The sequence below is a fragment of the Streptomyces sp. NPDC054872 genome (assembly GCF_053610705.1).
In genome coordinates, this window is record NZ_JBSGYY010000025.1 from 68,359 (window position 1) to 90,774 (window position 22,416).

Annotated in this window: 16 protein-coding genes and 1 pseudogene; 9 read left to right on the plus strand and 8 right to left on the minus strand. The window is 69.1% G+C overall.

The annotated features are described in order from the left end of the window. Window positions 1-108: 108 nt before the first annotated feature. A complete protein-coding gene (locus tag ACWGIH_RS27505; protein ID WP_453450456.1) occupies window positions 109-1,575 on the minus strand; it encodes a non-reducing end alpha-L-arabinofuranosidase family hydrolase in 1,467 nt (488 codons plus the stop codon). A gap of 681 nt (window positions 1,576-2,256) precedes the next feature. Between ACWGIH_RS27505 and ACWGIH_RS27510 the strand changes: the two genes are divergently transcribed. From ACWGIH_RS27510 to ACWGIH_RS27530, 5 genes and pseudogenes are all read left to right on the plus strand, one after another. Further along, complete coding sequence (locus ACWGIH_RS27510; protein ID WP_453450457.1) at window positions 2,257-3,687, plus strand: endo-1,4-beta-xylanase; 1,431 nt, start codon at window positions 2,257-2,259, stop codon at window positions 3,685-3,687. Between the two features lie 65 nt (window positions 3,688-3,752). Next, window positions 3,753-4,142, plus strand: a pseudogene (locus ACWGIH_RS27515) (glycoside hydrolase family 9 protein); the annotation flags it as partial. Between the two features lie 178 nt (window positions 4,143-4,320). After that, on the plus strand, window positions 4,321-6,147 hold the full coding sequence (locus ACWGIH_RS27520; protein ID WP_453450458.1) for an endo-1,4-beta-xylanase: 1,827 nt from the start codon (window positions 4,321-4,323) through the stop codon (window positions 6,145-6,147). A 151-nt stretch (window positions 6,148-6,298) separates the two neighbouring features. Beyond that, a complete protein-coding gene (locus ACWGIH_RS27525) occupies window positions 6,299-9,055 on the plus strand; it encodes a glycoside hydrolase family 48 protein (protein ID WP_453450459.1) in 2,757 nt (918 codons plus the stop codon). After that, window positions 9,055-10,584, plus strand: a complete 1,530-nt coding sequence (locus ACWGIH_RS27530) for a GH12 family glycosyl hydrolase domain-containing protein (RefSeq protein ID WP_453450460.1) — start codon at window positions 9,055-9,057, stop codon at window positions 10,582-10,584. Before ACWGIH_RS27525 ends, ACWGIH_RS27530 begins: the two co-directional genes overlap by 1 nt. Window positions 10,585-10,712: 128 nt before the next feature. On the opposite strand, the gene ACWGIH_RS27535 is transcribed toward ACWGIH_RS27530, so the two are convergent. Next, on the minus strand, window positions 10,713-11,702 hold the full coding sequence (locus tag ACWGIH_RS27535) for a LysR family transcriptional regulator (RefSeq protein WP_453450461.1): 990 nt from the start codon (window positions 11,700-11,702) through the stop codon (window positions 10,713-10,715). A gap of 127 nt (window positions 11,703-11,829) precedes the next feature. Between ACWGIH_RS27535 and ACWGIH_RS27540 the strand changes: the two genes are divergently transcribed. Both ACWGIH_RS27540 and ACWGIH_RS27545 read left to right on the plus strand, forming a co-directional pair. Next, window positions 11,830-12,948, plus strand: a complete 1,119-nt coding sequence (locus tag ACWGIH_RS27540; protein ID WP_453450462.1) for a PrpF domain-containing protein — start codon at window positions 11,830-11,832, stop codon at window positions 12,946-12,948. Between the two features lie 155 nt (window positions 12,949-13,103). Then, window positions 13,104-14,363, plus strand: a complete 1,260-nt coding sequence (locus ACWGIH_RS27545) for an SLC13 family permease (RefSeq protein ID WP_453450463.1) — start codon at window positions 13,104-13,106, stop codon at window positions 14,361-14,363. Window positions 14,364-14,519: 156 nt separating this feature from the next. Here ACWGIH_RS27545 and ACWGIH_RS27550 read toward each other — a convergent pair whose 3' ends face one another. Both ACWGIH_RS27550 and ACWGIH_RS27555 read right to left on the minus strand, forming a co-directional pair. Next, window positions 14,520-14,882 carry a hypothetical protein gene (locus ACWGIH_RS27550; protein ID WP_453450464.1) on the minus strand — a complete coding sequence of 121 codons (363 nt, stop codon included), beginning with the start codon at window positions 14,880-14,882 and terminating at the stop codon, window positions 14,520-14,522. Window positions 14,883-14,930: 48 nt separating this feature from the next. Next, window positions 14,931-15,320: an ATP-binding protein gene (locus tag ACWGIH_RS27555; RefSeq protein ID WP_453450465.1), complete on the minus strand. Its 390-nt coding sequence runs from the start codon at window positions 15,318-15,320 to the stop codon at window positions 14,931-14,933. 926 nt (window positions 15,321-16,246) lie between these two features. Between ACWGIH_RS27555 and ACWGIH_RS27560 the strand changes: the two genes are divergently transcribed. Continuing rightward, a complete protein-coding gene (locus ACWGIH_RS27560) occupies window positions 16,247-16,567 on the plus strand; it encodes a MerR family transcriptional regulator (RefSeq protein ID WP_453450466.1) in 321 nt (106 codons plus the stop codon). Window positions 16,568-16,657: 90 nt separating this feature from the next. Here ACWGIH_RS27560 and recA read toward each other — a convergent pair whose 3' ends face one another. Continuing rightward, entirely contained in the window at window positions 16,658-17,734 is a 1,077-nt protein-coding gene (gene recA, locus ACWGIH_RS27565) for a recombinase RecA (RefSeq protein WP_453450467.1), read from the minus strand. A gap of 415 nt (window positions 17,735-18,149) precedes the next feature. Between recA and ACWGIH_RS27570 the strand changes: the two genes are divergently transcribed. Then, on the plus strand, window positions 18,150-18,554 hold the full coding sequence (locus tag ACWGIH_RS27570; protein WP_453450468.1) for an FKBP-type peptidyl-prolyl cis-trans isomerase: 405 nt from the start codon (window positions 18,150-18,152) through the stop codon (window positions 18,552-18,554). A 138-nt stretch (window positions 18,555-18,692) separates the two neighbouring features. Here ACWGIH_RS27570 and ACWGIH_RS27575 read toward each other — a convergent pair whose 3' ends face one another. The 3 genes from ACWGIH_RS27575 to ACWGIH_RS27585 all read right to left on the minus strand — a co-directional run bounded on the left by ACWGIH_RS27575 (window position 18,693) and on the right by ACWGIH_RS27585 (window position 22,274). After that, on the minus strand, window positions 18,693-19,973 hold the full coding sequence (locus ACWGIH_RS27575) for a YeeE/YedE family protein (protein ID WP_453450469.1): 1,281 nt from the start codon (window positions 19,971-19,973) through the stop codon (window positions 18,693-18,695). Window positions 19,974-20,557: 584 nt separating this feature from the next. Continuing rightward, window positions 20,558-21,304 carry an ANTAR domain-containing protein gene (locus ACWGIH_RS27580; protein ID WP_453450470.1) on the minus strand — a complete coding sequence of 249 codons (747 nt, stop codon included), beginning with the start codon at window positions 21,302-21,304 and terminating at the stop codon, window positions 20,558-20,560. A 238-nt stretch (window positions 21,305-21,542) separates the two neighbouring features. Beyond that, window positions 21,543-22,274, minus strand: coding sequence for an alpha/beta hydrolase (locus ACWGIH_RS27585; RefSeq protein WP_453450471.1), 732 nt, complete (start codon window positions 22,272-22,274; stop codon window positions 21,543-21,545). Window positions 22,275-22,416 lie beyond the last annotated feature (142 nt).

The following is a 22,416-nucleotide window of genomic DNA, read 5'->3' on the forward strand; positions in this document are numbered from 1 at the left end:
GGTGCCATGTGGCCGGGGGGGTGTGGGGGGGCGGGGGGGGGGTGGGGCGTTGCCCCCCCCCCCCCCACGCCGGCTCCACAACGGAGCCGGGGCCGTGTCACGCCGCCGTCAGCGCTGCAGTGTCAGCAGACCCGGACGGTAGGGCAGGAGGCCGTAGTCGCCGCCGGAGTTGGGGCTGCGTCCTTGGTAGAGCAGCTGCAGATTGCAGGGATCGACGGTCATGGTCTGATCGGCGCTGGTGCGGAGCAGTTCGCCGTGGCTGATGTCATTGGTCCAGGTGGCGCCGCTGTTGGCCTTGCCGGCGAAGGGGTTGCTCTCGGTCGCGGCCTGGGGTGTCCACGAGCCGTTCAGGCTGGTGGCGGTGAACGAGCGGAAGTAGCGGCCCTGCGAGCCGATCGCCTCGACCATCATGAGGTAGCGGTTCTGGCCCTGGACTTTGTAGACCTGCGGGGCTTCGAACAGGTTGTTCGTCGTATCGCTCATGACCACGGTCGAGTTCGCGCCGAAGCTGCTCGGGAAGTTCCCGATCGGCATGCTGGCCCGGTAGATCTTGCCGTTGTCACCGGCGAAGAACAGGTACATGTTCGTCCCGTCACCGATCAGCGTCTGGTCGATGGGTCCTGTTCCGGAGCCGGTGATGCTTCCGGAGAAGAGCACCTGCGGTGATGACCAGCCGTTCGGGTTGGTGGGGTCGCTCGATGTCCGGTAGGAGAAGGCGGTCCCGCCCCACTGGTAGGTGAGCACCCAGATGTTCTTCGGCGCGAAGTAGAAGAGCGTGGGCGCGACGGTGGCGGAAGACATCGTGTTCTGGCCGGCCGATGACATGTCCGACCAGTTGGTGAACAGACCGAAGTTCATCGAACCCCAACTCGTCCCCGTGTCGTGCGTCGTCGCGTAGACGAGCTGCTTGCCGTTGTACGGGACGACGGTGAAGTCCTTGAGCGAGGCCCAGCCCGGCTTGGGCTGCGCCAGCGCGCCCGTGGAGCTCCAGCGGTACGTCGACGGAAGATCGCAGGCGCCGGGAGTGTCCCCGCCGACCTTGACGAGCTTCCACTGCTGGTTGGTGCCGCCCCAGTCGTCGTACTGGACGATGTTCGCGCCGTCGGCGGTGGAGGCGCCTTGTACTTCGAGGGCTTTGTTGCTGTGGCGCGAGATGAGCCTGACGTAGCCGTCCGAGCTGTCGGCCAGCCGCCACTGCTGATTCGTGGCGTTCAGGTCGGTCCACTGGACGAGCGCGCCGCCGTTCGCGGTGGACCAGTTGTGGACGTCCAGCACCTTGCCCGAGTGGCGGGACCTGATGCGGTAGTAGCCGTCCCCGGAATCGACGAACTGCCATTGCTGCTGGGGCTGATCGTTCCTGGCCCACTGAGTGATGCGGGCGCCGTCGCCGGTCGCCAAGTCGTAGACGTCCAGGGCCTTGCCGCTGTTGCGGTTGACCAGCACGTACGAGGCGTTGGGGGCTACGGTCGCCGCGCCGGCGGGATGGGCACCGAGGAAGGTGGCCACGAGCAGCAAGGGGGTAAAGACGGCGAGTAAGCGTCTCAGGCGGACCGGGGGCGGATGGCGGAACCACATCACAGAGACTCCTTGAGAGGCGGGGGCGGGGGCGGGGGCGAGGCGGCCCCGATGAACCGCGGAGCGGTCATGGGTAGGGGGCGAGAGCCATCCCGAAAATATTTCGGAAAGTTCCCGGATTCATTGACGCCACAAGCTAGGAATGCGAGACCCTCCGGTCAAGGCCTGGCGCCGGTCTGTCCATAAACGGCGCCTCCCGCCTTGGGTTGGTCAGGCTGGCGCGCCGACCGGAAATACCGCGCACAGTGCCGCAACCCGGCCGTGTGGCGTCCATCGGCAATAACGTCAGGAGTTCGCCGCCAGCTGGCTGGGCTTCCGGAAAGTTTCGGGAGAGGAACGGAAACTTCTTCTGCGGGGAGTATTGACGAGCCGTCGTCAATACCTCAATCATCACCATCCGAGGCATCAGTCAGAGTCCGGCATTTCGGCCTTGGACGCCCTGTGCTGCACAGCAGATCCATGTCCCCGCACAACTGCACGGCAGATCCGCGCACCACAGCACCTGCGCCGCCCCGTTTCGTTCCGGTGAGGTTCGCACCCACGCATCCCGGCTCTTCGCGCAGTTGGAGAGGTACGCGACGCCGCGTGGCGGTCCCCCGGCTGAGCCGCGATGGAGTCCTTCCGTGCCGGTCGACCCCTGCGCGTCAGTCCTTCCGTGATTTCTACCTTGGAGGCACAGTCATGGGCTCGTACGCCCTTTCCAGACCCGATATCCGCCGGAAGACCCGCGGTCTGCTGTTGGCGCTGGTCGTCGGCGTCCTGGTTGCGGCCGGCGCGCTGGTCGCCCCACCGAGAGCGCAAGCCGCCGAGAGCACGCTCGGTGCCGCGGCGGCGCAGAGCGGCCGCTACTTCGGCACCGCCATCGCTTCGGGCAGGCTGGGCGACTCGGCGTACACGTCGATCGCGGGCCGTGAGTTCAACTCGGTGACGGCCGAGAACGAGATGAAGATCGACGCCACCGAACCGCAGCGGGGCCAGTTCAACTTCGCCGCGGGTGACCGCGTCTACAACTGGGCGGTGCAGAACGGCAAGCAGGTACGCGGCCACACCCTGGCCTGGCACTCCCAGCAGCCCGGCTGGATGCAGAGCCTCAGCGGCAGCACCCTGCGCCAGGCGATGATCGACCACATCAACGGCGTGATGGGCCACTACAAGGGCAAGATCGCCCAGTGGGACGTCGTGAATGAGGCCTTCGCCGACGGCAGTTCGGGCGCCCGGCGCGACTCCAACCTGCAGCGCACCGGCAACGACTGGATCGAGGCCGCCTTCCGCGCCGCGCGCGCCGCCGACCCGGCCGCCAAGCTCTGCTACAACGACTACAACGTCGAGAACTGGACCTGGGCCAAGACCCAGGCCATGTACGCCATGGTCAAGGACTTCAAGCAGCGCGGCGTGCCGATCGACTGCGTCGGCTTCCAGTCGCACTTCAACAGCGGCAGCCCCTACAACAGCAACTTCCGCACTACCCTGCAGAACTTCGCCGCCCTCGGTGTCGACGTGGCCATCACCGAACTCGACATCCAGGGCGCCTCGTCCACGACCTACGCCAACGTGACCAACGACTGCCTGGCCGTCTCGCGCTGCCTCGGCATCACCGTCTGGGGTGTGCGCGACACCGACTCCTGGCGCCCGCAGGACACGCCACTGCTGTTCAACGGCGACGGCAGCAAGAAGCCCGCCTACACCGCGGTCCTCAACGCACTCAACGGCGGCTCCACCACGCCCCCTTCGGGTTCCGGACAGATCAAGGGCGTCGGGTCGGGCCGCTGCCTGGACGTGCCCAGCAGCAGCACCACCGACGGCACCCAGCTCCAACTCCGGGACTGCAACAACGGCACCAACCAGCAGTGGACGTACACCGACGCCGGTGAGCTCAAGGTCTACGGCAACAAGTGCCTGGACGCCGGCGGCACCGGCAACGGCACCAAAGTCCAGATCTACAGCTGCTGGGGCGCCGACAACCAGAAATGGCGCCTCAACGCCGATGGATCCATCGTCGGCGTCCAGTCCGGCCTCTGTCTCGACGCCGTCTCGGCCGGCACCGCCAACGGCACCTTGATCCAGCTCTACACCTGCTCGAACGGCAGCAACCAGCGCTGGACCCGCACCTGATAAAGACCTGCGGCGCGGCTCCCGCCCCTCCACGAAGGCATCGCTGATGGTCCCGGGTCGCCGCCATGGTGGTGGCGGCCCTCGGGAGCGGCCTGCTCACCGCGGTCGACGCCGGCCGCGGCGCGGATCCAGTCGAGGCGGTCGCCGTCCGGGACGAGCGGACGGTAACCGTGAAAGGTCGCGGTAACGGCAGCGGCCGACGGCTACCTGTCCCGGATGGCCGGCCAGGGCTACGCGGTGCCCGTCCCGGCGACGGCTACTTCTGGGGCTCGAACGGCGAGGTCGCCGACGACGCGATCGTCCTGGCCGTCGCCGAGGAGCTGACCGGCAACGAGCGCTACCGCACCGGCGCGCTGGAGACAGTGGACTACCTGCTGGGCCGCAACGCCATCGGCCAGTGCTACGTATCCGGCTACGGCGAGAAGTCCTTGCGCAACCAGCATCACCGTTTCTGGGCACACCAGTTGGACGCCTCGCTACCCAATCCTCCGGCGGAACCCCTGGCGGGCGGGTCCAACAGCGCGCTCGACAACGCCGCCAGATCACACGCAAGTTTCGACCCCACTCTTGACAGGTGCACCCCGCTACAGCACTTTGGGAGCGCTCCCACGACTTTCGGAGAGAGGAACCAGCATGACGCTGGCGCCCATAACCCCCGCCCGAAGACGGGCGTCTCGGAGCATCGCCGCCCTGATCGCCACCCTCGCCCTCGCGGCGGCCGCGATCGGGCTCACGTCGTCGACGGCGTTCGCGGCCGAGCCGCCTACGCTGCATCAGCTCGCCGACGCCAAGGGCAGGTACTTCGGCTCGGCGACCGACAACGGGGAGCTGTCCGACGCCCCGTACACCCAGATCCTGGGTTCCCAGTTCGGGCCGATCACCCCCGGCAACTCCATGAAGTGGGACAGCACCGAGCGCACCCAGGGGCAGTTCAGCTTCACGGGCGGCGACCAGATCGTGAACTTCGCCCAGGCGCACGGCCAGAGCGTTCGCGGCCACGCCCTGGTGTGGCACAGCCAGTTGCCCGGCTGGGTGGGGCAGCTGCCCGCCGCGCAGGTGCGCCCCGCCATGGAGAACCACATCGCCCATGTCGCCGGCCACTACCGCGGCAAGGTGTTCGCCTGGGACGTCGTCAACGAGCCCTTCGACGAGGACGGCAGCTTCCGCAACTCGCCGTTCCACAACGCCATGGGCAAAGACTTTATCGCTCACGCCCTGCGCGCCGCCCGGGCCGCCGACCCCGACGCCAAGCTGTACATCAACGACTACAACGTCGAGGGGCTCGGCGCGAAGAGCGACGCCCTCTACGCACTCGCCCGCGACCTGAAGGCGGCAGGCGTGCCGCTCGACGGCGTCGGGCTGCAGGCACACCTGGCGATCCAGTACGGATTCCCGAACCAGATGCAGCAGAACATCCAGCGCTTCGCCGACCTCGGCCTCGACGTGGCCGTCACCGAGCTCGACGTGCGGATGCAGTTGCCGAAGGACTCGGCGAAAGAGGCCACCCAGGCCGACTACTACCACCGGGTCACCGAGGCATGCCTGGCCGTCACCCGGTGCGTCGGGATCACGGTCTGGGACTACACGGACAAGTACTCCTGGATCCCCGGCGTCTTCGACGGCGAGGGCTCGGCCCTCCCGTGGGACGGGAACCTGCAGCCCAAGCCCGTCGTCATGGACGCGATCCGCAAGGCCCTCGGCGACACCGGCGCGGTCGACACCCAGGCCCCGAGCGCGCCGTCGGTGCTGCGGGTGACCGGCACCACCTCGGCCTCCGTCTCCCTGGCGTGGAACGCCGCCACCGACGACACCGGCGTCACCGGGTACGACGTCTTCCGCGGGGGCACGAAGGTGGGGACGGCCTCCGGTGCGTCCTTCACCGACAGCGGGCTCGCCGCTTCCACCACGTACGCCTACACGGTGCGGGCCCGCGACGCCGCCGGGAACGTCTCGGCGCAGTCCGCTCCGGTGAGTGCCTCGACGCAGCCTGGGGGGACAGGCGGCGGTGCTCTCAAGGTTCAGTACAAGAACAACGATCAGTCCGCCGGTGACAACTCGATCAAGCCCGGGCTGCAGTTGGTCAACACCGGCGACTCGGCCGTCGATCTCTCCGAGGTGACCGTCCGCTATTACTTCAGCGGCGAGTCCGGCGCCACGACGTACAGCACCTGGTGCGACTGGGCGGTGCTCGGCTGCGGGACGCTCACGCACCGGGTCGTCGCGATGAGCAGCCCGACGGCCGGCGCCGACCACTACCTGGAGGTGGGCTTCGCCGCCACGGCGGGCAGCCTCGCCCCCGGGGGCTCGAGCGGTGAGGCGCAACTGCGGTTCAACAAGAGCGACTGGTCGAACTTCAGCGAGGCCGACGACTACAGCCGCGGTACGAACACGTCCTTCGCGGACGCGTCGAAGATCACCGTCCACCTCGACGGTCGGACGGTCTACGGCACCGCCCCCTGAACCACGTTCCGGGCGGGCGGCAGGCCCCGCCCGCCCGGAACGTGCAACCACTCCCACCCGGACCCCTCTTGGAGGACTTGTGTCCGCACACCCCGAAGTGCCCGAAAGATCCGAAAGATCCGCGTTACTCTCCCGGCGTTCCTTCGTCGGCGTGACCGGCGGCGCACTCGTCGCCCTCGGCGCCGGTCAGGCGTTCGCGCAGGCTGCCGAGGCCCCGGCCGGGTCCGCCGCACAAGCGGCCGCCGCCGACGGCCCCTACACGGAGGCCTTCCTCACTCAGTACAACAAGATCAAGAGCCCCGACAGCGGCTACTTCAGCCCGGACGGCATCCCCTACCACAGCGCCGAGACCCTGATCGTCGAGGCTCCCGACCACGGCCACCAGACGACCTCCGAGGCGTTCAGCTTCTGGATCTGGCTGGAAGCGGCGTACGGCCGGGTGACCGGCGACTGGGCCCCGTTCAACAAGTCCTGGGAGGTCGCCGAGGCCTCGATCATCCCGCCGCACATCGACCAGCCCACCAACGACTCGTACACCCCCTCCAAGCCCGCCACCTACGCGCCCGAGCACCCGCAGGTCACCAGCTACCCGTCCGAGCTGAACTCCTCCGTCTCCGTCGGCTCCGACCCCATCGCCGCCGAACTCGCCTCCGCGTACGGGACGATGGACGTCTACGGCATGCACTGGCTGATGGACCTCGACAACGTCTACGGCTTCGGCAACAAGCCCGGCACCGGCGACGAGCTCGGCCCCGGCAAGATGGCGTCGTTCATCAACAGCTACCAGCGCGGCGCGCAGGAGTCGGTCTGGGAGACCATCCCGCAGCCCAGCACCGACCTCTTCAAGTACGGCGGCCCCAACGGCTACCTCGACCTCTTCGTCAAGGACTCCTCGTACGCGAAGCAGTGGAAGTACACCAACGCCCCCGACGCCGACGCGCGCGCCGTGCAGGCCGCGTACTGGGCGCTGACGTGGGCGACGGCGCAGGGCAAGGCGAGCCAGGTCTCCTCCTCCGTGGCCAAGGCCGCGAAGATGGGCGACTACCTGCGCTACTCGATGTTCGACAAGTACTTCAAGAAGATAGGCAACTGCACCAGCCCCACGGGCTGCCAGGCCGCCTCCGGCCGCGACGCGCAGCACTACCTGCTGTCCTGGTACTACGCCTGGGGCGGCTCCGCGGGCACCGGCGGCGGCTGGGCCTGGCGCATCGGCGACGGCATCGCCCACCAGGGCTACCAGAACCCCCTCGCCGCCTGGGCGCTGTCCACCATCCCCGCCCTCACCCCCAAGTCACCGACGGCGAAGGGCGATTGGCAGAAGTCGCTCACCCGGCAGCTTGAGTTCCTGCGCTGGCTGCAGTCCTCCGAGGGCGGGCTCGCCGGCGGCTGCTCCAACAGCTGGGACGGCCAGTACGGCACCCCGCCGGCCGGCACACCGACCTTCTACGGCATGGCGTACGACTGGCAGCCCGTCTACCACGACCCGCCGAGCAACAACTGGTTCGGCTTCCAGGTCTGGTGCATGGAACGCGTCGCCCAGTACTACTACGTCACCAACAACGCGACCGCCAAAGCGGTCCTCGACAAGTGGGTGGCCTGGGCCTCCGAGGAGACCACCGTCGGCGCCGACGGCAGCTACCGCTTCCCCGCCACCCTGCGCTGGACCGGTGCCCCCGACACCTGGAGCGCCGCGAACCCCGGTGCCAACACCGGCCTGCACGTATCGGTCGTCGACTACGGCGACGACGTCGGTGTGGGCGCGGCGCTGTCCATGACGCTGATCTATTACGCCGCGAAGTCCGGGGACGCCGACGCTGCCGGACTCGCCAAGTCCCTGCTCGACGCCATGGCCGAGCACGCCGACGCCAAGGGCATCGCCGTCCCCGAGACCCGCCGCGACTACGACCGCTTCGACGACCCGGTGTACGTCCCTGCGGGCTGGTCCGGCACCTCCCCGCAGGGCGTGAAGCTGGGCTCCGGCACGACCTTCATCGGGATGCGGCCGTGGCTCAAGCAGGAGCCGGGCTGGTCGAAGGTGCAGACGTACCTCGACGGCGGCGCCCCGCCGGTCTTCACCTACCACCGCTTCTGGGCGCAGGCGGCCCTTGCGCTCTCCTTCGCCTCGTACGCCGAGCTCCTCGGCGACGAGGGCGGCCCCGGCGGCGGTGACACCACCGCGCCGACCGTCCCGACCGGCCTGACGGTGACGGCGACGACCGGTACCAGCGTGTCGCTGAGCTGGACGGCGTCCACCGACGACACGGGCGTCGCGGCGTACGACGTCTACCGCGACGGCACCCCGGTCGGCACCCCGACCGCGACCACCTACACCGATACCGGGCTCTCCGCGTCCACCGCCTACCACTACCGGGTCGCCGCCCGCGACGCCGCGGGCAACGCCTCCGCACTGTCCGCCGAGGTCACCGGCACCACCAAGGCGGGCGGCGGTACGGGCGGGGCCAAGGTCCAGTACAAGAGCACCGACCCCAACGCCACCGACAACGCCATCCGTATGTCCCTGAAGGTCGGCAATACCGGCGGCGGCGCGCTCAGCCTCTCCACGGTGACCGTCCGCTACTACTTCACCGGCGACGGCGGCCCGTCCACGTACACCACCTGGTGCGACTGGGCGATGCTCGGCGCCGCCAACATCACCCACCGGGTGGTCGCGATGAGCAGCCCCAAGGCGGGCGCGGACCACTATCTGGAGGTCGGCTTCAGCGCCGGCGCGGGCAGTGTCGCCGCGGGCGGCGACTCCGGCGAGATACAGCTGCGCGTGCACAAGAGCGACTGGTCGAACTTCAACGAGGCCGACGACTACAGCCGCGGCATCAACTCGTCCTTCGCGGACGCCTCCAAGATCACCGCGTATGTCGGCGGCGAGCTCGTCTGGGGGACGGCGCCGTGATGGGACGGCACCTGCGCGGCGCCCTCGCCGCCACCGCCGCGGGCGTCCTGCTCGCCGGGCTCGCGCTGTTCACCGGCGCGGGCCCGGCGGCGGCCGCGCCGGTCACCGACTGCACCCAGTGGGGCACCACCGAGATGCAGGACGGCGCGTACACGTACCAGCAGAACGAGTGGAACTCCTCGGCCCGCCAGTGCGTCAGCGTGGACACCACGACCGGCGCCTGGAAGGTGACCGAGGCGAACTTCTCGCTCACCACGGCGGGGCCGCCCGCCACCTACCCGTCCAGCTACAAAGGCTGCCACTGGGGTGCGTGCACCGCGAACAGCGGCCTGCCGATCCGGGTGAGCGAACTGGGCAGCGCCCGCTCGACGTTCGACACCACGCAGGTCGCCTCCGGTGCCTGGAACGCCGCGTACGACCTGTGGTTCAACTCCACGCCCACCACCGACGACCAGCCGGACGGCACCGAGGTGATGATCTGGATCAACCACCGCGGAGGAGTCCAGCCCATCGGGTCCCGCACGGCGACGTTCACCGCGGACGGCCGGACGTGGGACGTGTGGACCGGTCCCGGCGCCTCCGGGTGGAAGGTCATCTCGTACGTGCTGCAGGGCGGCGCCACCGCGGTGGCCGACCTCGACGTGAAGCGCCTCGTCGACGACGCCACCGCACGTGGCCAGATCAATCCCGCGCACTACCTGATCGACGCCGAGGCCGGCTTCGAGATCTGGCAGGGCGGCCAGGGTCTTGGCGTGAACTCCTTCTCGTTCGACGCCAGTAAGGGCTCGGGCGGCGGGGACACCACGCCGCCGATCGCGCCCCGCAACCTGCGATCCACCGGGGCGAGTTCGTCGTCCGCCTCGCTGGCCTGGGATCCCGCCACGGACGACGTCGGCGTCACGTCGTACGACGTCTACCGCGGCGGCACGCGCGTCGGCTCCACGGGCGGCACGACGTACACCGACACGGGGCTGACGGCGTCCACCGCGTACAGCTACACCGTGCGCGCCCTGGACGCGGCCGGGAACGCCTCGCCGCCCACCGGCCCGGTGACCGTCACCACTGAGCCCGGCGGCGGGACCGGCACCGGCAATCTGAAGGTGCAGTACAAGACGAGCGATACGAGCCTGACGGACAACGCCATCGGGATGAACTTGCAGTTGGTCAACACCGGGAGCAGTGCGCGGAGTCTGAAGGATGTCGAGATCCGTTACTGGTTCGACGACTCGGCGTCCTCGTACACGACGTGGTGTGACTGGGCGCAGATCGGCTGCTCGAGCCTCACCCACTCGGTGTCGACGAATGGCACGACGACCGGGGCCAACCGCTACCTGAAGGTGAACGTCACCGGCGGCACGCTCGCCGCGGGTGCCTCGACGGGCGACCTTCAGTTGCGGCTGCATCGCAGCGACTGGTCGAACTTCAACGAGGCCGACGACTACAGCCACGGCACCGCGACCTCGTACACGGACGCACCGAAGATCGGCGTCTACTCCGACGGCCGGCTCCTGTGGGGCACCGCCCCTTAACCCGCAAGGCCTGACTCACGTACGGCGCGACGCGCCCCCGGAGCTTCTTCGCTCCGGGGGCGCGTGCCACAACTGGCGCTCAACTGTGCGCCTGCCGGCCGCGTGCGGGAGCGTGAACCACCTGCTGGTCACCTCGCTCGCACCGCGCCCAACTGGGGGCGGTCCAGGCCGGGATCGGTGAAGCCGCGGGCAACGGTGTGCAGCACTCGGGCCATCGCCTGGGCTGCGGGGGTGACGGCGCGCTGGGCCGACCTGGCCAGCAGAATGCGGCGGACCGGAGGGACTTCACCGGCCGCCTGCTCCTGGGGGGAACGGGCAGTGACCGTGGGAGACAGGGGAAGGAGACGTACATCGCTGCGTCGGTTGGTCAGGGCCAGCCGGGGAGCGAGGGCCAGGCCGAGCCCGGCGGCCACCATGGCCTGTGCCTCTTGGTAGTCGTGGGAGGCGTAGGCAATGCGCGGCTCGAACCCCGCTTGCCGGCAGGCCCGGCGCAGTACGTCCGCGACGGGATGGTTCTCCGCGCGGATGATCCACTCCTGGTCCGCCAGGTCGGACAGCCTTACGTGATCGGAGCTGACCAGTGGGGAACTGGTGGGCACGACGAGCACCGTCGGGTCCTCGAGAAGCGGCGTGAGGATCAACTGGTCGTCGTCGACGCGGTTCCAGTCGTAGTCCCACAGCAGCGACAGCTCCACCTCGCCGATGTGCAGCATCTCCCGCAGCTGCGCGAGAACCCCCGCACGCACGACCGTGCGCACCTGCGGGTGGGCTCGGCGGAAGCGGGTCAGGGCCAGCGGGAGCAGGGAGGCGCTGGCGGTCGGGAAGGAGCCGAGGGTCACCACACCCCGGTCCAGATGACCGAAAGCCTCCAAATCAGCTTCCGCCGCCTGCATTTCACGGCGGATGGCGCGGCCTCGCTCGACCAGCGCCGCACCTGCCGCGGTGGGGCGCACGCCGCGTGGCAGTCGCTCGATCAGCGGTTGTCCGGCCTCGCGCTCGAACAGGGACATCTGCTGGGAGGCCGCTGAAGTGGTCATGGACAGTGCCTCGGCGGCCGCGGTCAATGAACCGCGCTCGGCAACCTCAGCGAGGAGCAACAGGCGGCGAACGTTGAGCATGAAGTGAGTTTAGCTCAGCTAAACCCTACTCAAGAAACGAGACATTGTGCTCAAGCCAAAGGCTCTGCGAGAGTCTGCGCAACGCAGCGGCCCCGCACCCGATGCGCTGAGAGAAGGACGCTCTGACATGCACGTTCCCGCAACCCTGGTACGAGGTGGCACCAGCAAGTGCTGGCTCTTCCCCCAGGTCCACATGCCCACCGACCGCGACCGGATCGAACGCATCCTGGTCGGCGCCTACGGTGCGGAAGACCCCGTTCAACTCGACGGCATCGGTGGCGCCACCCCCACTACGTCCAAAGCGGCCATAGTGGGAGCGAGCGCCTGCGAGGGCGTCGACATCGACTACCTCTTCGCCCAGGTCGGCATCGGTACCGGCACGGTCGAGTGGGGCAGCAACTGCGGCAACTGCGCGACGGCCATAGCCCTCTACTCGGTGGCCGAGGGTCTGGTGCCGCTCAAGAAAGACCGCACCCCAGTCGTCATGCGCAACATCAACACGGGCGCGGTACTGGAAGCCGAGGTGGACACACCGGGTGGCCGGGTCCAGGAGTTCGGCGACCGCACGGTCCCGGGCACCCTCGCCGGCGGTGTGCCGGTGGGACTCTCCTTCCGCCATCCCGCGGGGGCAGCGACGGGCCTCCTCTTGCCGACCGGTCTGCCGGCCCAAGAACTTGCGGTCGGCGAGCAGCTGCTGAATGTGAGCATGGTGGACGCCGGGGCCCCGGTCGTCCTCGTGGACGCGCTGCGAGCCGACCGGACCGGAGTCGAGACGCTGGAGCAGGTACGCGCCGAGGTGCCCTGGCTGCGCGCGGCGCGGCATGCCGCCGCCGTCAGGATGGGCTTGGTGCAACCTGGCGCCGAGCCCGGCGACGCGGTGCCCAAGGCAGGGCTCGTCGGCCCTCCCCGCGCCTACACCACCACCCTGGGCGAGCCCGTGGCCGCGCACGAGTACGACGTATCCGTGCGCATGCTGTCCATGCACTCGCCCCACCCGGCCATCGGCCTCACCTCCGCCGTCGCCGTGGCGGCGGCCAACCTCATCGAGGACACCGTGGTGGTCCAGGCTTCCACGGCGCCCGGCAGCCATGTGCTGCGGATCGGGACCCCGGCAGGCGTCCTGGCCGTTGAGTCCTCGGGTGTCACGGCCGCCGGACCCGAACGGGTCACCGTCGCCCGTGCCGCGCGCATCCTGTGCCAGGCCCGCATTCTCGTACGCGACCTCGCCCTTCCGGCAGCTGCCTGACTCTGCTCGCCCCGGCGAGCGAACTGCTTCCGCCGGGTCTTATGGAGCCCTTCGAGGCTGTCTGTCACCGTGCTCGCCGTGCTTCCCTCACCGGCACGCCATCGGCCGATCAGGCCCTGCCCCACTTCGCCCCGCCCCGCAGGACAAAGAGGACAATGATGTCTCCTGAGCTGATCTCCGTCGGCGCATTGCTTGTCATGTTCGTCGTCGGCACTGTCCTACCGATCAACATCGGCATCCTCGCCTTCGTCGCGTCGTTCGCCGTCGGTACGACCGCGCTGAACATGACGGAGGAGCAGATATTCGAGGGCTTCCCCGTGGAGCTCTTCCTCACCATTGTCGGCGTCACCTACTTGTTCGCCGTCGCCCGCCGGAACGGGACGGTCGATCTGCTGGTCGCCGCAGGAGTCCGCCTGGTGAGGGGCAGGACCGCCCTGATCCCATGGGTGCTGTTCCTGCTCGCCGGAGTGCTGACCTCGCTGGGCACCTTCACTCCCGCTGCGGTGGCGATCCTGGTGCCCATCGCGATGAACTTCGCCTTCCGCTACGACATCAACCCGCTCATGACCGGGATGATGGTGATCAGCGGTGCCCATGCCGGGGCCTTCTCTCCCATGGCCGTCTCGGGCGCGTTGGTGCTCGGCATGGTCGACGACACCGAGCTGTCCGTCGCCCCGGCCACACTGTTCTTCGCCAGCTTCGCCGTCAATCTCCTTCTGTCACTGCTCACCTTCGCGACCCTGCGCCGCCGCACGATGGCGACGGACCCGACGACACGGCTCGAGCAGTCGACGGCAGGCGACGACGCAAAGACAGAGCGAGCTACCTGGCATCAGGGGGCAACTCTGGCCGCCCTCGCCGCCCTGGTCGTATGTGCCCTCGGTTTCCAGATGCAGATCGGCGTCCTGGCCCTGGCTGCCGGCGCGCTGCTGGCCCTCTTGGACATGAAGCGTCAGGAGCAAGCCGTGGACGGCATCAGCTGGCACACCTTGCTGCTGGTCGGCGGCATGATGACCTACATCGCGATGCTGGAGCACGCCGGGATCATCGAGCAGATATCGGAGCACGCGGCCGACTTCGGAACCCCGCTCGTCGTGGCCCTGCTCCTGTGCTTCACGGTCGCCGTCACATCGGCTTTCGCGTCCTCGACCGCGATCCTCACAGCGATCATCCCGATCGCGGTTCCACTGCTGCTGTCCAGCCAACTCAGCTCGACCGGACTGATCGCCGCTCTCGCGGTCTCCACCACGATCGTCGATGTCTCACCGTTCTCCACCAACGGGGCGCTGGTGCTGAGCAACGCGCGCGGCGTGGAACGGCGCGGCTTCTACCGCAAGGTGCTCGGCTACACCTGCGGCATCGTCGCTGCAGGCCCCGTGGTCGCCTGGGGCGCCCTCGTGGTGCCGTGGTCCTGACGGATACGACCCGTGAAGGACCCAGCGGCGCCGTACTTCCGCGTATAGCGTCGTACGGGCGCCAACGGGGCTTCAGAACTCCGAGCCGGAATCGTGCACTTGACTGGGGGGCAAGGGGGCGCGGGCTCAAAGTATGTGGACGCCGGTGTACGCGACTCAGTGGTCGGAATAGCTGAAGTCGCCCACGGTCCAGGCGTTGATGTCCTCGATCGCGACGCGGTACATGCCGCCGGTTTCGGGGATACCCACCGTGCCCTGCAGGATCCGGGCGACGTGGAAGTGCAGATGCGTGGGTGGCCCGTTCTTCTTCGCGGCGGTATCGAAGATGACGGAGAACTCTCCCAGGTGGGTGGAGTCCGTCAGGACCTCCGCGACACGCTGGCGCCACACCGTCTCGGGAGCCAGTCGGCCGGTGATGACGGCGCCGCCGGTGACGACGGTCAGGGACATCTGGTTGCTCTCCCCGGACTCCACCAGGGCGGCGATGGCGACGAGCAGCTCATCATCATGCTTCGGCATGGGCGAAGTGTATTCGCCGGTGGCGCTCCAGCGGCTTCAACGGCGGTGCTATCGGGCGAGACGCGCGCTCACTGTCTTGCCGCCGGAGGCCAGGCGCGTGACCGCGGTGGTGCGGGCGAGGCGGTTGACCATGGGCCAGCCGAAGCCTCCGGTGCCGCCGTTCAGGTCGGGCGCGCGCATGCGCGGAGCCTGCTGACTGCGGTCATGTACGGCTACTTCGATGCTGTCCGCGTATGGGATCAGGTCCAGGATGCACGTGCCGCCCCCGTGGCGCAGGGCGTTGGTCACGAGTTCCGAGACGACCAGGGTCACGGTGTCGGCGGCCTCGGCTGTCATCACCGGCACGAGCCCCCCGACGAAATCTCGGGCGCTCTGGCGTGCGTCGGCGACGCATGTCGTGGCGTGGGTGGTTGCGACGTTGACGCTCATCGTGTCCATCAGGCTGTTATTCCGGTCTATGGCGTGGTGTCCGGTCCTGTCCTTTCCGGACCTGTGCCCCGGCAGGTAGCCCGAAAACCAGGCGGTGGATGCCTCCCCCCACCCTGCGTCGCCGTTCGAGGTCGATTGCCTCACTGGCAGCCGTGCGGAAATCTATGTCGGCCGGAGTAGACATTGCGTGGTGGTGTGGTTATGGTTTCTCTCGTAACCCGGAGAGGCAGCAGGGCCCGGCAGGGATGAACTGCCGGGCAGCAGTACCCGCAAGTGCAGTTCGCAGGACGGTGCGGTGGTGGAGCTTCGAAGCCAGAGCGGTTGCAGGACGGCGACGGGGCTGACGACCGGACCGGGTGGCCCGCAGTGATCAGGGGCCGCCACGAGCAGGACCGCAGTTGAAGCAGGTGCAGTACCCGTAAGTGGAGGTTGCGGTACCCAGCAGTGAAGTTACTGAGCAGCACCTCGGTGAAGGCGTCGGCTGCGGGCGCGCGCACCGGGAGGTTCGGCAGTGGGGTTCTAAGCCGGAGCGGATGCAGGAGTGGCGACGGGGCTGGCTGCCGAAGCGTGACGCTTACTCAGGTCACCAGTAGTTCGCATCACCCAGCAGGACGCAGTTCGCGTAGGTAAGGCAAGTGATTCAAGAGGGAAGAACGGAGGAGCCAGGCGCCATCAGGATCGCCCGGGCGGAAGTCTTGAGCCCGGGTACCGCAGGACATCGATAGTGAGGTGGTCTCCGGTCAAGCAACCGCGATCCCCGCAACCCCGACGACTTCCAGGTCGGGTCGGCGGAAACAGAAGGCCGGCGCAGGATCAGGGCCGGCAGATGGTGTAGCAGTTCCTTCGGGGCCCGGGTGCCAGCAGCAGTACGGCACCCGGGCCCCTCCACGCGTTCCATAGGTATGTTTCCCAATGCGTTCTGTAGAGAGGTGCCGATGACAGCAGACGACTCGTTCAGCCGTCTCGATGACGACGACTACCCCGCCTACACCATGGGCCGGGCCGCCGAGATGCTCGGCACCACCCAGGGCTTCCTGCGCGCCATCGGCGAGGCCCGCCTGATCACCCCGCTGCGTTCCGCGGGCGGCCACCGCCGCTACTCCCGCTACCAGCTGCGCATAGCCGCCCGCGCCCGGGAACTCGTCGACCAGGGCACCCCGATCGAGGCCGCCTGCCGCATCGTCATCCTGGAAGACCAGCTCGAGGAAGCCCAGCGGATCAACGCCGAACACCGCCGCACCGCAACCGCTGGTTGAGACCTGCAACTCCTTCGCGGTGCCGGTCCTCAAGGTCGGTGAAACGGGTCTGGAACCACCCGGCCGGGCCGCCCCCCGCCCCTTTGCATGTCAGGCGGTGTTCCCCGCCGGTGCCCGTGCGGCATCAGGGACCGGTGCGGCGCCCGCGTCCTCGGCGACTGCGGTCTTCGCCGGTGCCCCGATTCCGAGCTTCTCGAGGATCTTCTTCTCGATCTCGTGGGCGAGGTCGGGGTTGTCCTTGAGGAAGTTGCGGGCGTACTCCTTGCCCTGGCCGAGCTGGTCGCCCTCGTACGTGTACCAGGCGCCGGCCTTGCGGACGAAGCCGTTCTCCACGCCCATGTCGATCAGGCCGCCCTCGCGGCTGATGCCCTGGCCGTAGAGGATGTCGAACTCGGCCTGCTTGAAGGGCGGCGCGACCTTGTTCTTGACGACCTTGACGCGGGTGCGGTTGCCGACCGCGTCGGCACCGTCCTTCAGGGTTTCGATCCGGCGGATGTCGAGCCGCACCGAGGCGTAGAACTTCAGTGCACGGCCACCGGTCGTGGTCTCCGGCGAGCCGAACATCACGCCGATCTTCTCGCGCAACTGGTTGATGAAGATGACCGTCGTCCTCGTCTGGCTGAGCGCGCTGGTGATCTTCCGGAGTGCCTGGCTCATCAGGCGGGCCTGCAGACCCATGTGGGAGTCGCCCATCTCGCCCTCGATCTCGGCGCGTGGCACCAGGGCCGCGACGGAGTCGACGACGATCAGGTCGATCGCGCCGGAGCGGATCAGGATGTCGGCGATCTCCAGCGCCTGCTCGCCGTTGTCCGGCTGGGACAGGATGAGGTTGTCGGTGTCGACGCCGAGCTTCTTGGCGTACTCCGGGTCCAGGGCGTGCTCGGCGTCGATGAACGCCACCGAACCGCCGGCCTTCTGCGCGTTGGCCACCGCGTGCAGCGTCAGCGTCGTCTTGCCGGAGGACTCCGGACCGTACACCTCCACCACGCGGCCGCGGGGCAGACCGCCCACACCGAGCGCCACGTCCAGCGCGGTCGATCCGGTGGGGATCACCTCGATGGGCTCATGGGGCCGCTCGCCGAGGCGCATGACCGCACCCCGGCCGAATTTCCGCTCGATCTGTGCGAGCGCGGTGTCCAGCGCCTTTTCGTGATCGGTTCCTGCCATGAGCTTTCACCCGGTCCGATGGTGTGGCACGCCGCACGTCGGAGGACGTGAGCGTCTACTGCCGACAACGGACGTCTCGGAGATCCCAGAAAACGAACATCCGATCGATTAACGTGTCCAGTGAAAGGTACCAAACCGAGGGGGAGCGGGACGGGACGCGCACGGGAACGCTGCGGACGCACCATCGGCACCGCTGACTTCACGCCCGAGTGCGGGGTGAAGGCGGCCGCTCTCGTTCCGGTGCGGCCCTCCGATGAGAGAGCTGTGTTCCGTCGCAGGGGGGCGTACGTCGTTCCGTGACAGGGGCGTACGTCTGAGCATGGGGATTGCCGGTAGCGTGATCGCCTGCCGCATGGAATGTCCATGTGTCCGGCCGGACCGTGCGGGGATTCCGGTGGCGAGCGATGGGACCGTGATGAGCGAACTGGACAAGCCGGGAGTTGAGGTTCCGGAGGGTGATCCGCCCACCGAGTTGGCGATCCGGGACCTCGTGATCGGGGACGGACCCGAGGCGCTGCCGGGCAGGGTCGTGCAAGTCCACTACGTGGGGGTCACGTTCGCGTCCGGGAAAGAGTTCGACTCCTCCTGGGAGCGGGACGCGCCGTTCAAGTTCGCCGTGGGCGGTGGCAGGGCCATCAAGGGCTGGGACAGGGGAGTGAGGGGAATGAAGGTCGGCGGCCGGCGCGAGATCATCGTTCCTCCGCGTCTTGGCTACGGCAAGCAGTCACCCTCTCCGTTGATTCCGGCGGGCTCGACGCTGATCTTCGTCGTGGACCTGCTCACGGTCGTGGGCGGGCCTGCCGGAGCGAAGTCCGCTTGACCGGAGCCAGGTCCGTTTGACCGGCTCGGTCTGAAGCTGGTGCCGCGGCGTGCCCGAGCCGGCGGATTGCCGGCCGGGGCGCGGACAACGGCGCCGATCGGTGACATCAGAGCCGACCGGCGTCAACGGAGCCGCCAGTCAGCAGACGCTGTCCGTCGGCTTCGGGTTGCCCAGGCCGAACAGCGGGCGCAGGCGTAGGCCGGCCCAGGTGCCGAGGATGGCCACGGCTGCCCAGATCCAGCCGTGGAGGGAACCTGAGGCGATGCCCGCCAGGTAGGCGCCGATGTTGCAGCCGCCCGCGAGGCGGGCGCCGACGCCCATCAGGATGCCGCCGATGACAGCGGCGAGCGCTGTGCGCGCCGGGATGTTGCGGTGCAGCTGCCATACGCCGCCGGCCGCCGCTGCGACGGCCGCGCCGACCACGATGCCGATGTCGGTGAGGCTGTTCTTGTCGGCGAGCACCGGCCCCGACAGCTGGGCCGCGCTGTCGGGCTGTTGCCAGAACGCCCAGGTCTCCGGCGTGCCGCCGAGTGCGCCCACGACCTTCGAGCCCCACAGGGCGAACGCGCTGGTGACGCCCCAGGCGCCACCCGAGACGAGCAGGACGCCGGCGCCGAGCACCGCGAGCACCATGGCTCCTGCGGCCAGCGGCCAGGAGCCCCTGACCGCACGGCGGAGGGCGCCGCGCGCCGACGGCGGGGTGCCGACCGGCGGGGGATTGCGGCGGGCCTGCACGGCGCGGGCGATGAACCAGATGGCGGCGAGCGCCGCGATCGTCACCGCCCAGGAGCCGAACCAGCCGACGTGGTCGGACAGCACGTACGGGTCGAGCGCCGGCAGATCGTTCCAGAGGCCGAACTGCCAGGCGGCGAGAGTGGAGCCGGTGATGAAGCCGAGGAGGGTGAGCACGATGGTGCCCTGGCCGGATCCGACGGCGAAGAGGGTCCCGGAAGCGCAGGCGCCGCCGAGCTGCATACCGATGGCGAAGAGGAAGGCGCCGATGAGCAGCGCCACTCCGATCGGCCCTGCGCTGGGTGCGGGCACTGAACCGAACAGGCCGCTGCCAGTGCCGATGATCAGGGCGAAGAGCGTCGCGGTGGTGCCGAGCAGCAGGGTGTGGGCACGCAGCCCGGTCCCGTTGCCGACTGCCACCAGCTGCCGCCAGGCGGAGGTGAAGCCGAACCGGGAGTGGAACAGGGCGACCCCGAGTCCGATGCCGAGCAGCAGCAGGGTGCCGGGCTTGGCCCCGTGCTGGGCGAAGACATAGCCGGTGAGCGCGACGCCGATGGCGCCCGCGACCGCCAGCGGCACGCGGCGGACCGGCGGCAAGGCCTCGGCCCGCGGTGCGGGGGCGGAGGTAGGGGAAGGGGGGAGCACGGCGATACGGGGCGGCGCCCCGGCATCGGGAGCGGTGGTCAAGGGGGTCTCCGGGAGCGGGAGGGGAGTCGGACAGGCGGTGATCGCGTGAGCGCGGAGCGCTGAGTGTGGCGTCAGCGGCGACCGAGCGCCGGATGCGGCGTCAGTGGCGAGAGCGCGCTGAGGGAGGCGTCAGCGGCGACAGAGCGCGTCGTCCACGCTCCACGGGGTGGCCGCGAAGAGCGCGAGAGCGAGCTGACGAGCGGGTCCGAACATGCGCACCACCATAAACATCCCGCGGAGATCCCGAAACGCCGTCTCACATAGAGAGCACATGAATGAGACGGCGGGGTGCGAGGGAGGGCGGAGGGCGGAGAGGAGGGGGTCACCGAGGCTCGGGCAGGAGCGGCACTGGCGGCCGACGTCCCGAAGCGGACTGAGCCGGTCTCTCCACTCCGACTGAGGCCGAGGACACGCTTCCGACCGATCGCGCCGATCGTCTCGCACCGATCCGTTCGCACCGATCCGTTCGCACCGATCCGTTCGCACCCGCGAGGCGGGCGGTTTCCGGCTCGTCATTGGAGTGTCGCGGTAGATGGAGCCGGGCTCGGCGTCGTGCTCAGGTGTGTCATCCGGCGTCGCTGACTTCAGCGTTCGGGACGGAGCAGGCTGTCCGCTACCCCGCCGTTCAGGACCTGGCGGGCCACGTCGGAGAGCTTGAGCCGTCGGTTGCGGGCGTACGTCCGCATGCGGATGAAGGCCTGGTCCGCGCTGCATCCGCGGGAGTTGGCGAGGAAACCCTTGGCCTGTTCGATGAGGATGCGGGACTCAAGGGCGTCCTGAAGCTGCGCGATCTGCGTCCGCTGCTCATGCAGTGTCTGCCGGGTGATGACGCAGGCCGTGGCGGTGTCCGCCAGGGCCTGGGCCAGGCGCAGCCGGGTGTCGTCGACTGGCGTCGGCCGGTCGTGGAGGAGGCTCAGGGCGCCGACCACCGTGCCCCGGCAGCGCAGCGGGACCGTCGCGACCGAGGTGAAGCCGAGCAGCAGGGCGCGCGGCGTGAACCGGGGCCACCGCGCGCAGGCGGGCTCGGTGTCAAGACGGAACTCGCTTACGTCTGCCTCGGAGCGACGGCAGTCCAGGAGCGGGCCCTCGTCCCATTCGAGGCCGAGAAGTTCCAGTGAGCGGGTGTACTCGTCGGAGGCCATCACTTCCACGAGCCGGCCGTGCGGAACGTCCAGCATGACCCCGGCCGCCGACACCTCCAGCAGATCCACACAGTGTTCGGTCAGTGCGTGCAGTGCATCGGGCACGCTCACTTCGCGCACCGGGGCAGCGAGATCCACGAACGCGGACGCCAGCCGTTCCTCGCGCTGCCTCTCGGACATGGCGGTCATGCCGCCTCTCCCTTCCGTGGACACACACCGTCCGGGCCCCCGGCGGTCGTACGCCGGCGGTGCGCTGCCCGAGGGGGACCGGTGTGAGGAGGTTCCTGCCCCGCTACTGCCAGAGTCGCGCCTCGTGGCAGACGCGAGTTCATCGTCTCCGCACGTCAACTTACGGTGCCTGCAATGGCCTTGAAAAGAATCCGTGGGGCGCTTCTTGCGGGCGGCGTAGCCATCGGCATCAGGGATGTCACGCACACCCGTCGTCGGATCGTCCGAGTCCAGGCGCGCCTCGCCGCCCGCCGGGCGTGCCGTGCAGCTGGTCGGCGAGCGCGGCAGGCAGCTCGGCGAGGCCCAGAAATCCGGCCACGGTCTTCGCCGTCAGGGCGTGCCAGACGCGGGCGCGTCTGAGCATGGCGTGGTCACCGCCGGGCATCAGCACGGTGGCCGCCTCTGCGCCCGCGGCACCGGCGCGCGACGCGAAGTCCAGGGAGGCCTCGGGGGCGGTCGTACGGTCCTGGTCGCCGTGCAGCAGCGCCACGCGCCGGTCACACAGGTGCGCCACCGGCTCCCCGGCCGGGCACCAGGGGGCCAGGCCGACCACCCCTCGGACCAGCGGGTTTCCGGCGGCGCGCAGTGCGGCGCGGGCCCCCATCGAATGCCCGACCAGGACGACCGGCACGTCCCCGGTGAGTTGCTCCAGCTCGCGCAGGGCTTGGCGGGCGTCCCGCGCAGGGTCCTCGCGCTCTCCGTTCCAGCCCCGGACGCGGTAGCTCACCCGACCCATCAGCACCGCGCCGCCCGCCGTGGACCGGCGGATCGCGCCTTCGAAGAGGCGCAGCCGCGCGCCCGGCAGGTTCCATGGCGGGGGTACGTCGGTCCCGTGTTCCCGGCCGCCGTGCAGCAGAAGCACGGCGGCACGTGGCTTCTCGACCGGTCTGCTCAGCACCAGCGCCGGGCGCGGGCCGTCGGGAAAGGACACAGGGACTCCTCGACTGTCGATGGCCGGCCGCACGAACGTAGCCGACCGCGCGAACGTAGCCGACCGCACGAACGCGGCCGACCGCACGAACGCGGTGGACGTGGCCGACGTGGCTGGTTCGGAGCCGCGCCGCTTCTCGGCT

Excerpts from the sequence above, each read along its gene's own strand:
- ACWGIH_RS27545 (WP_453450463.1), top strand. The coding sequence starts at position 13,104 with ATGATGTCTCCTGAGCTGATCTCCGTCGGCGCATTGCTTGTCATGTTC.
- ACWGIH_RS27520 (WP_453450458.1), top strand. The coding sequence starts at position 4,321 with ATGACGCTGGCGCCCATAACCCCCGCCCGAAGACGGGCGTCTCGGAGC.
- ACWGIH_RS27570 (WP_453450468.1), top strand. The coding sequence starts at position 18,150 with ATGAGCGAACTGGACAAGCCGGGAGTTGAGGTTCCGGAGGGTGATCCG.
- ACWGIH_RS27540 (WP_453450462.1), top strand. The coding sequence starts at position 11,830 with ATGCACGTTCCCGCAACCCTGGTACGAGGTGGCACCAGCAAGTGCTGG.
- recA (WP_453450467.1), bottom strand. The coding sequence starts at position 17,734 with ATGGCAGGAACCGATCACGAAAAGGCGCTGGACACCGCGCTCGCACAG.
- ACWGIH_RS27555 (WP_453450465.1), bottom strand. The coding sequence starts at position 15,320 with ATGGACACGATGAGCGTCAACGTCGCAACCACCCACGCCACGACATGC.
- ACWGIH_RS27510 (WP_453450457.1), top strand. The coding sequence starts at position 2,257 with ATGGGCTCGTACGCCCTTTCCAGACCCGATATCCGCCGGAAGACCCGC.
- ACWGIH_RS27505 (WP_453450456.1), bottom strand. The coding sequence starts at position 1,575 with ATGTGGTTCCGCCATCCGCCCCCGGTCCGCCTGAGACGCTTACTCGCC.
- ACWGIH_RS27580 (WP_453450470.1), bottom strand. The coding sequence starts at position 21,304 with ATGACCGCCATGTCCGAGAGGCAGCGCGAGGAACGGCTGGCGTCCGCG.
- ACWGIH_RS27550 (WP_453450464.1), bottom strand. The coding sequence starts at position 14,882 with ATGCCGAAGCATGATGATGAGCTGCTCGTCGCCATCGCCGCCCTGGTG.
- ACWGIH_RS27530 (WP_453450460.1), top strand. The coding sequence starts at position 9,055 with ATGGGACGGCACCTGCGCGGCGCCCTCGCCGCCACCGCCGCGGGCGTC.
- ACWGIH_RS27535 (WP_453450461.1), bottom strand. The coding sequence starts at position 11,702 with ATGCTCAACGTTCGCCGCCTGTTGCTCCTCGCTGAGGTTGCCGAGCGC.
- ACWGIH_RS27560 (WP_453450466.1), top strand. The coding sequence starts at position 16,247 with ATGACAGCAGACGACTCGTTCAGCCGTCTCGATGACGACGACTACCCC.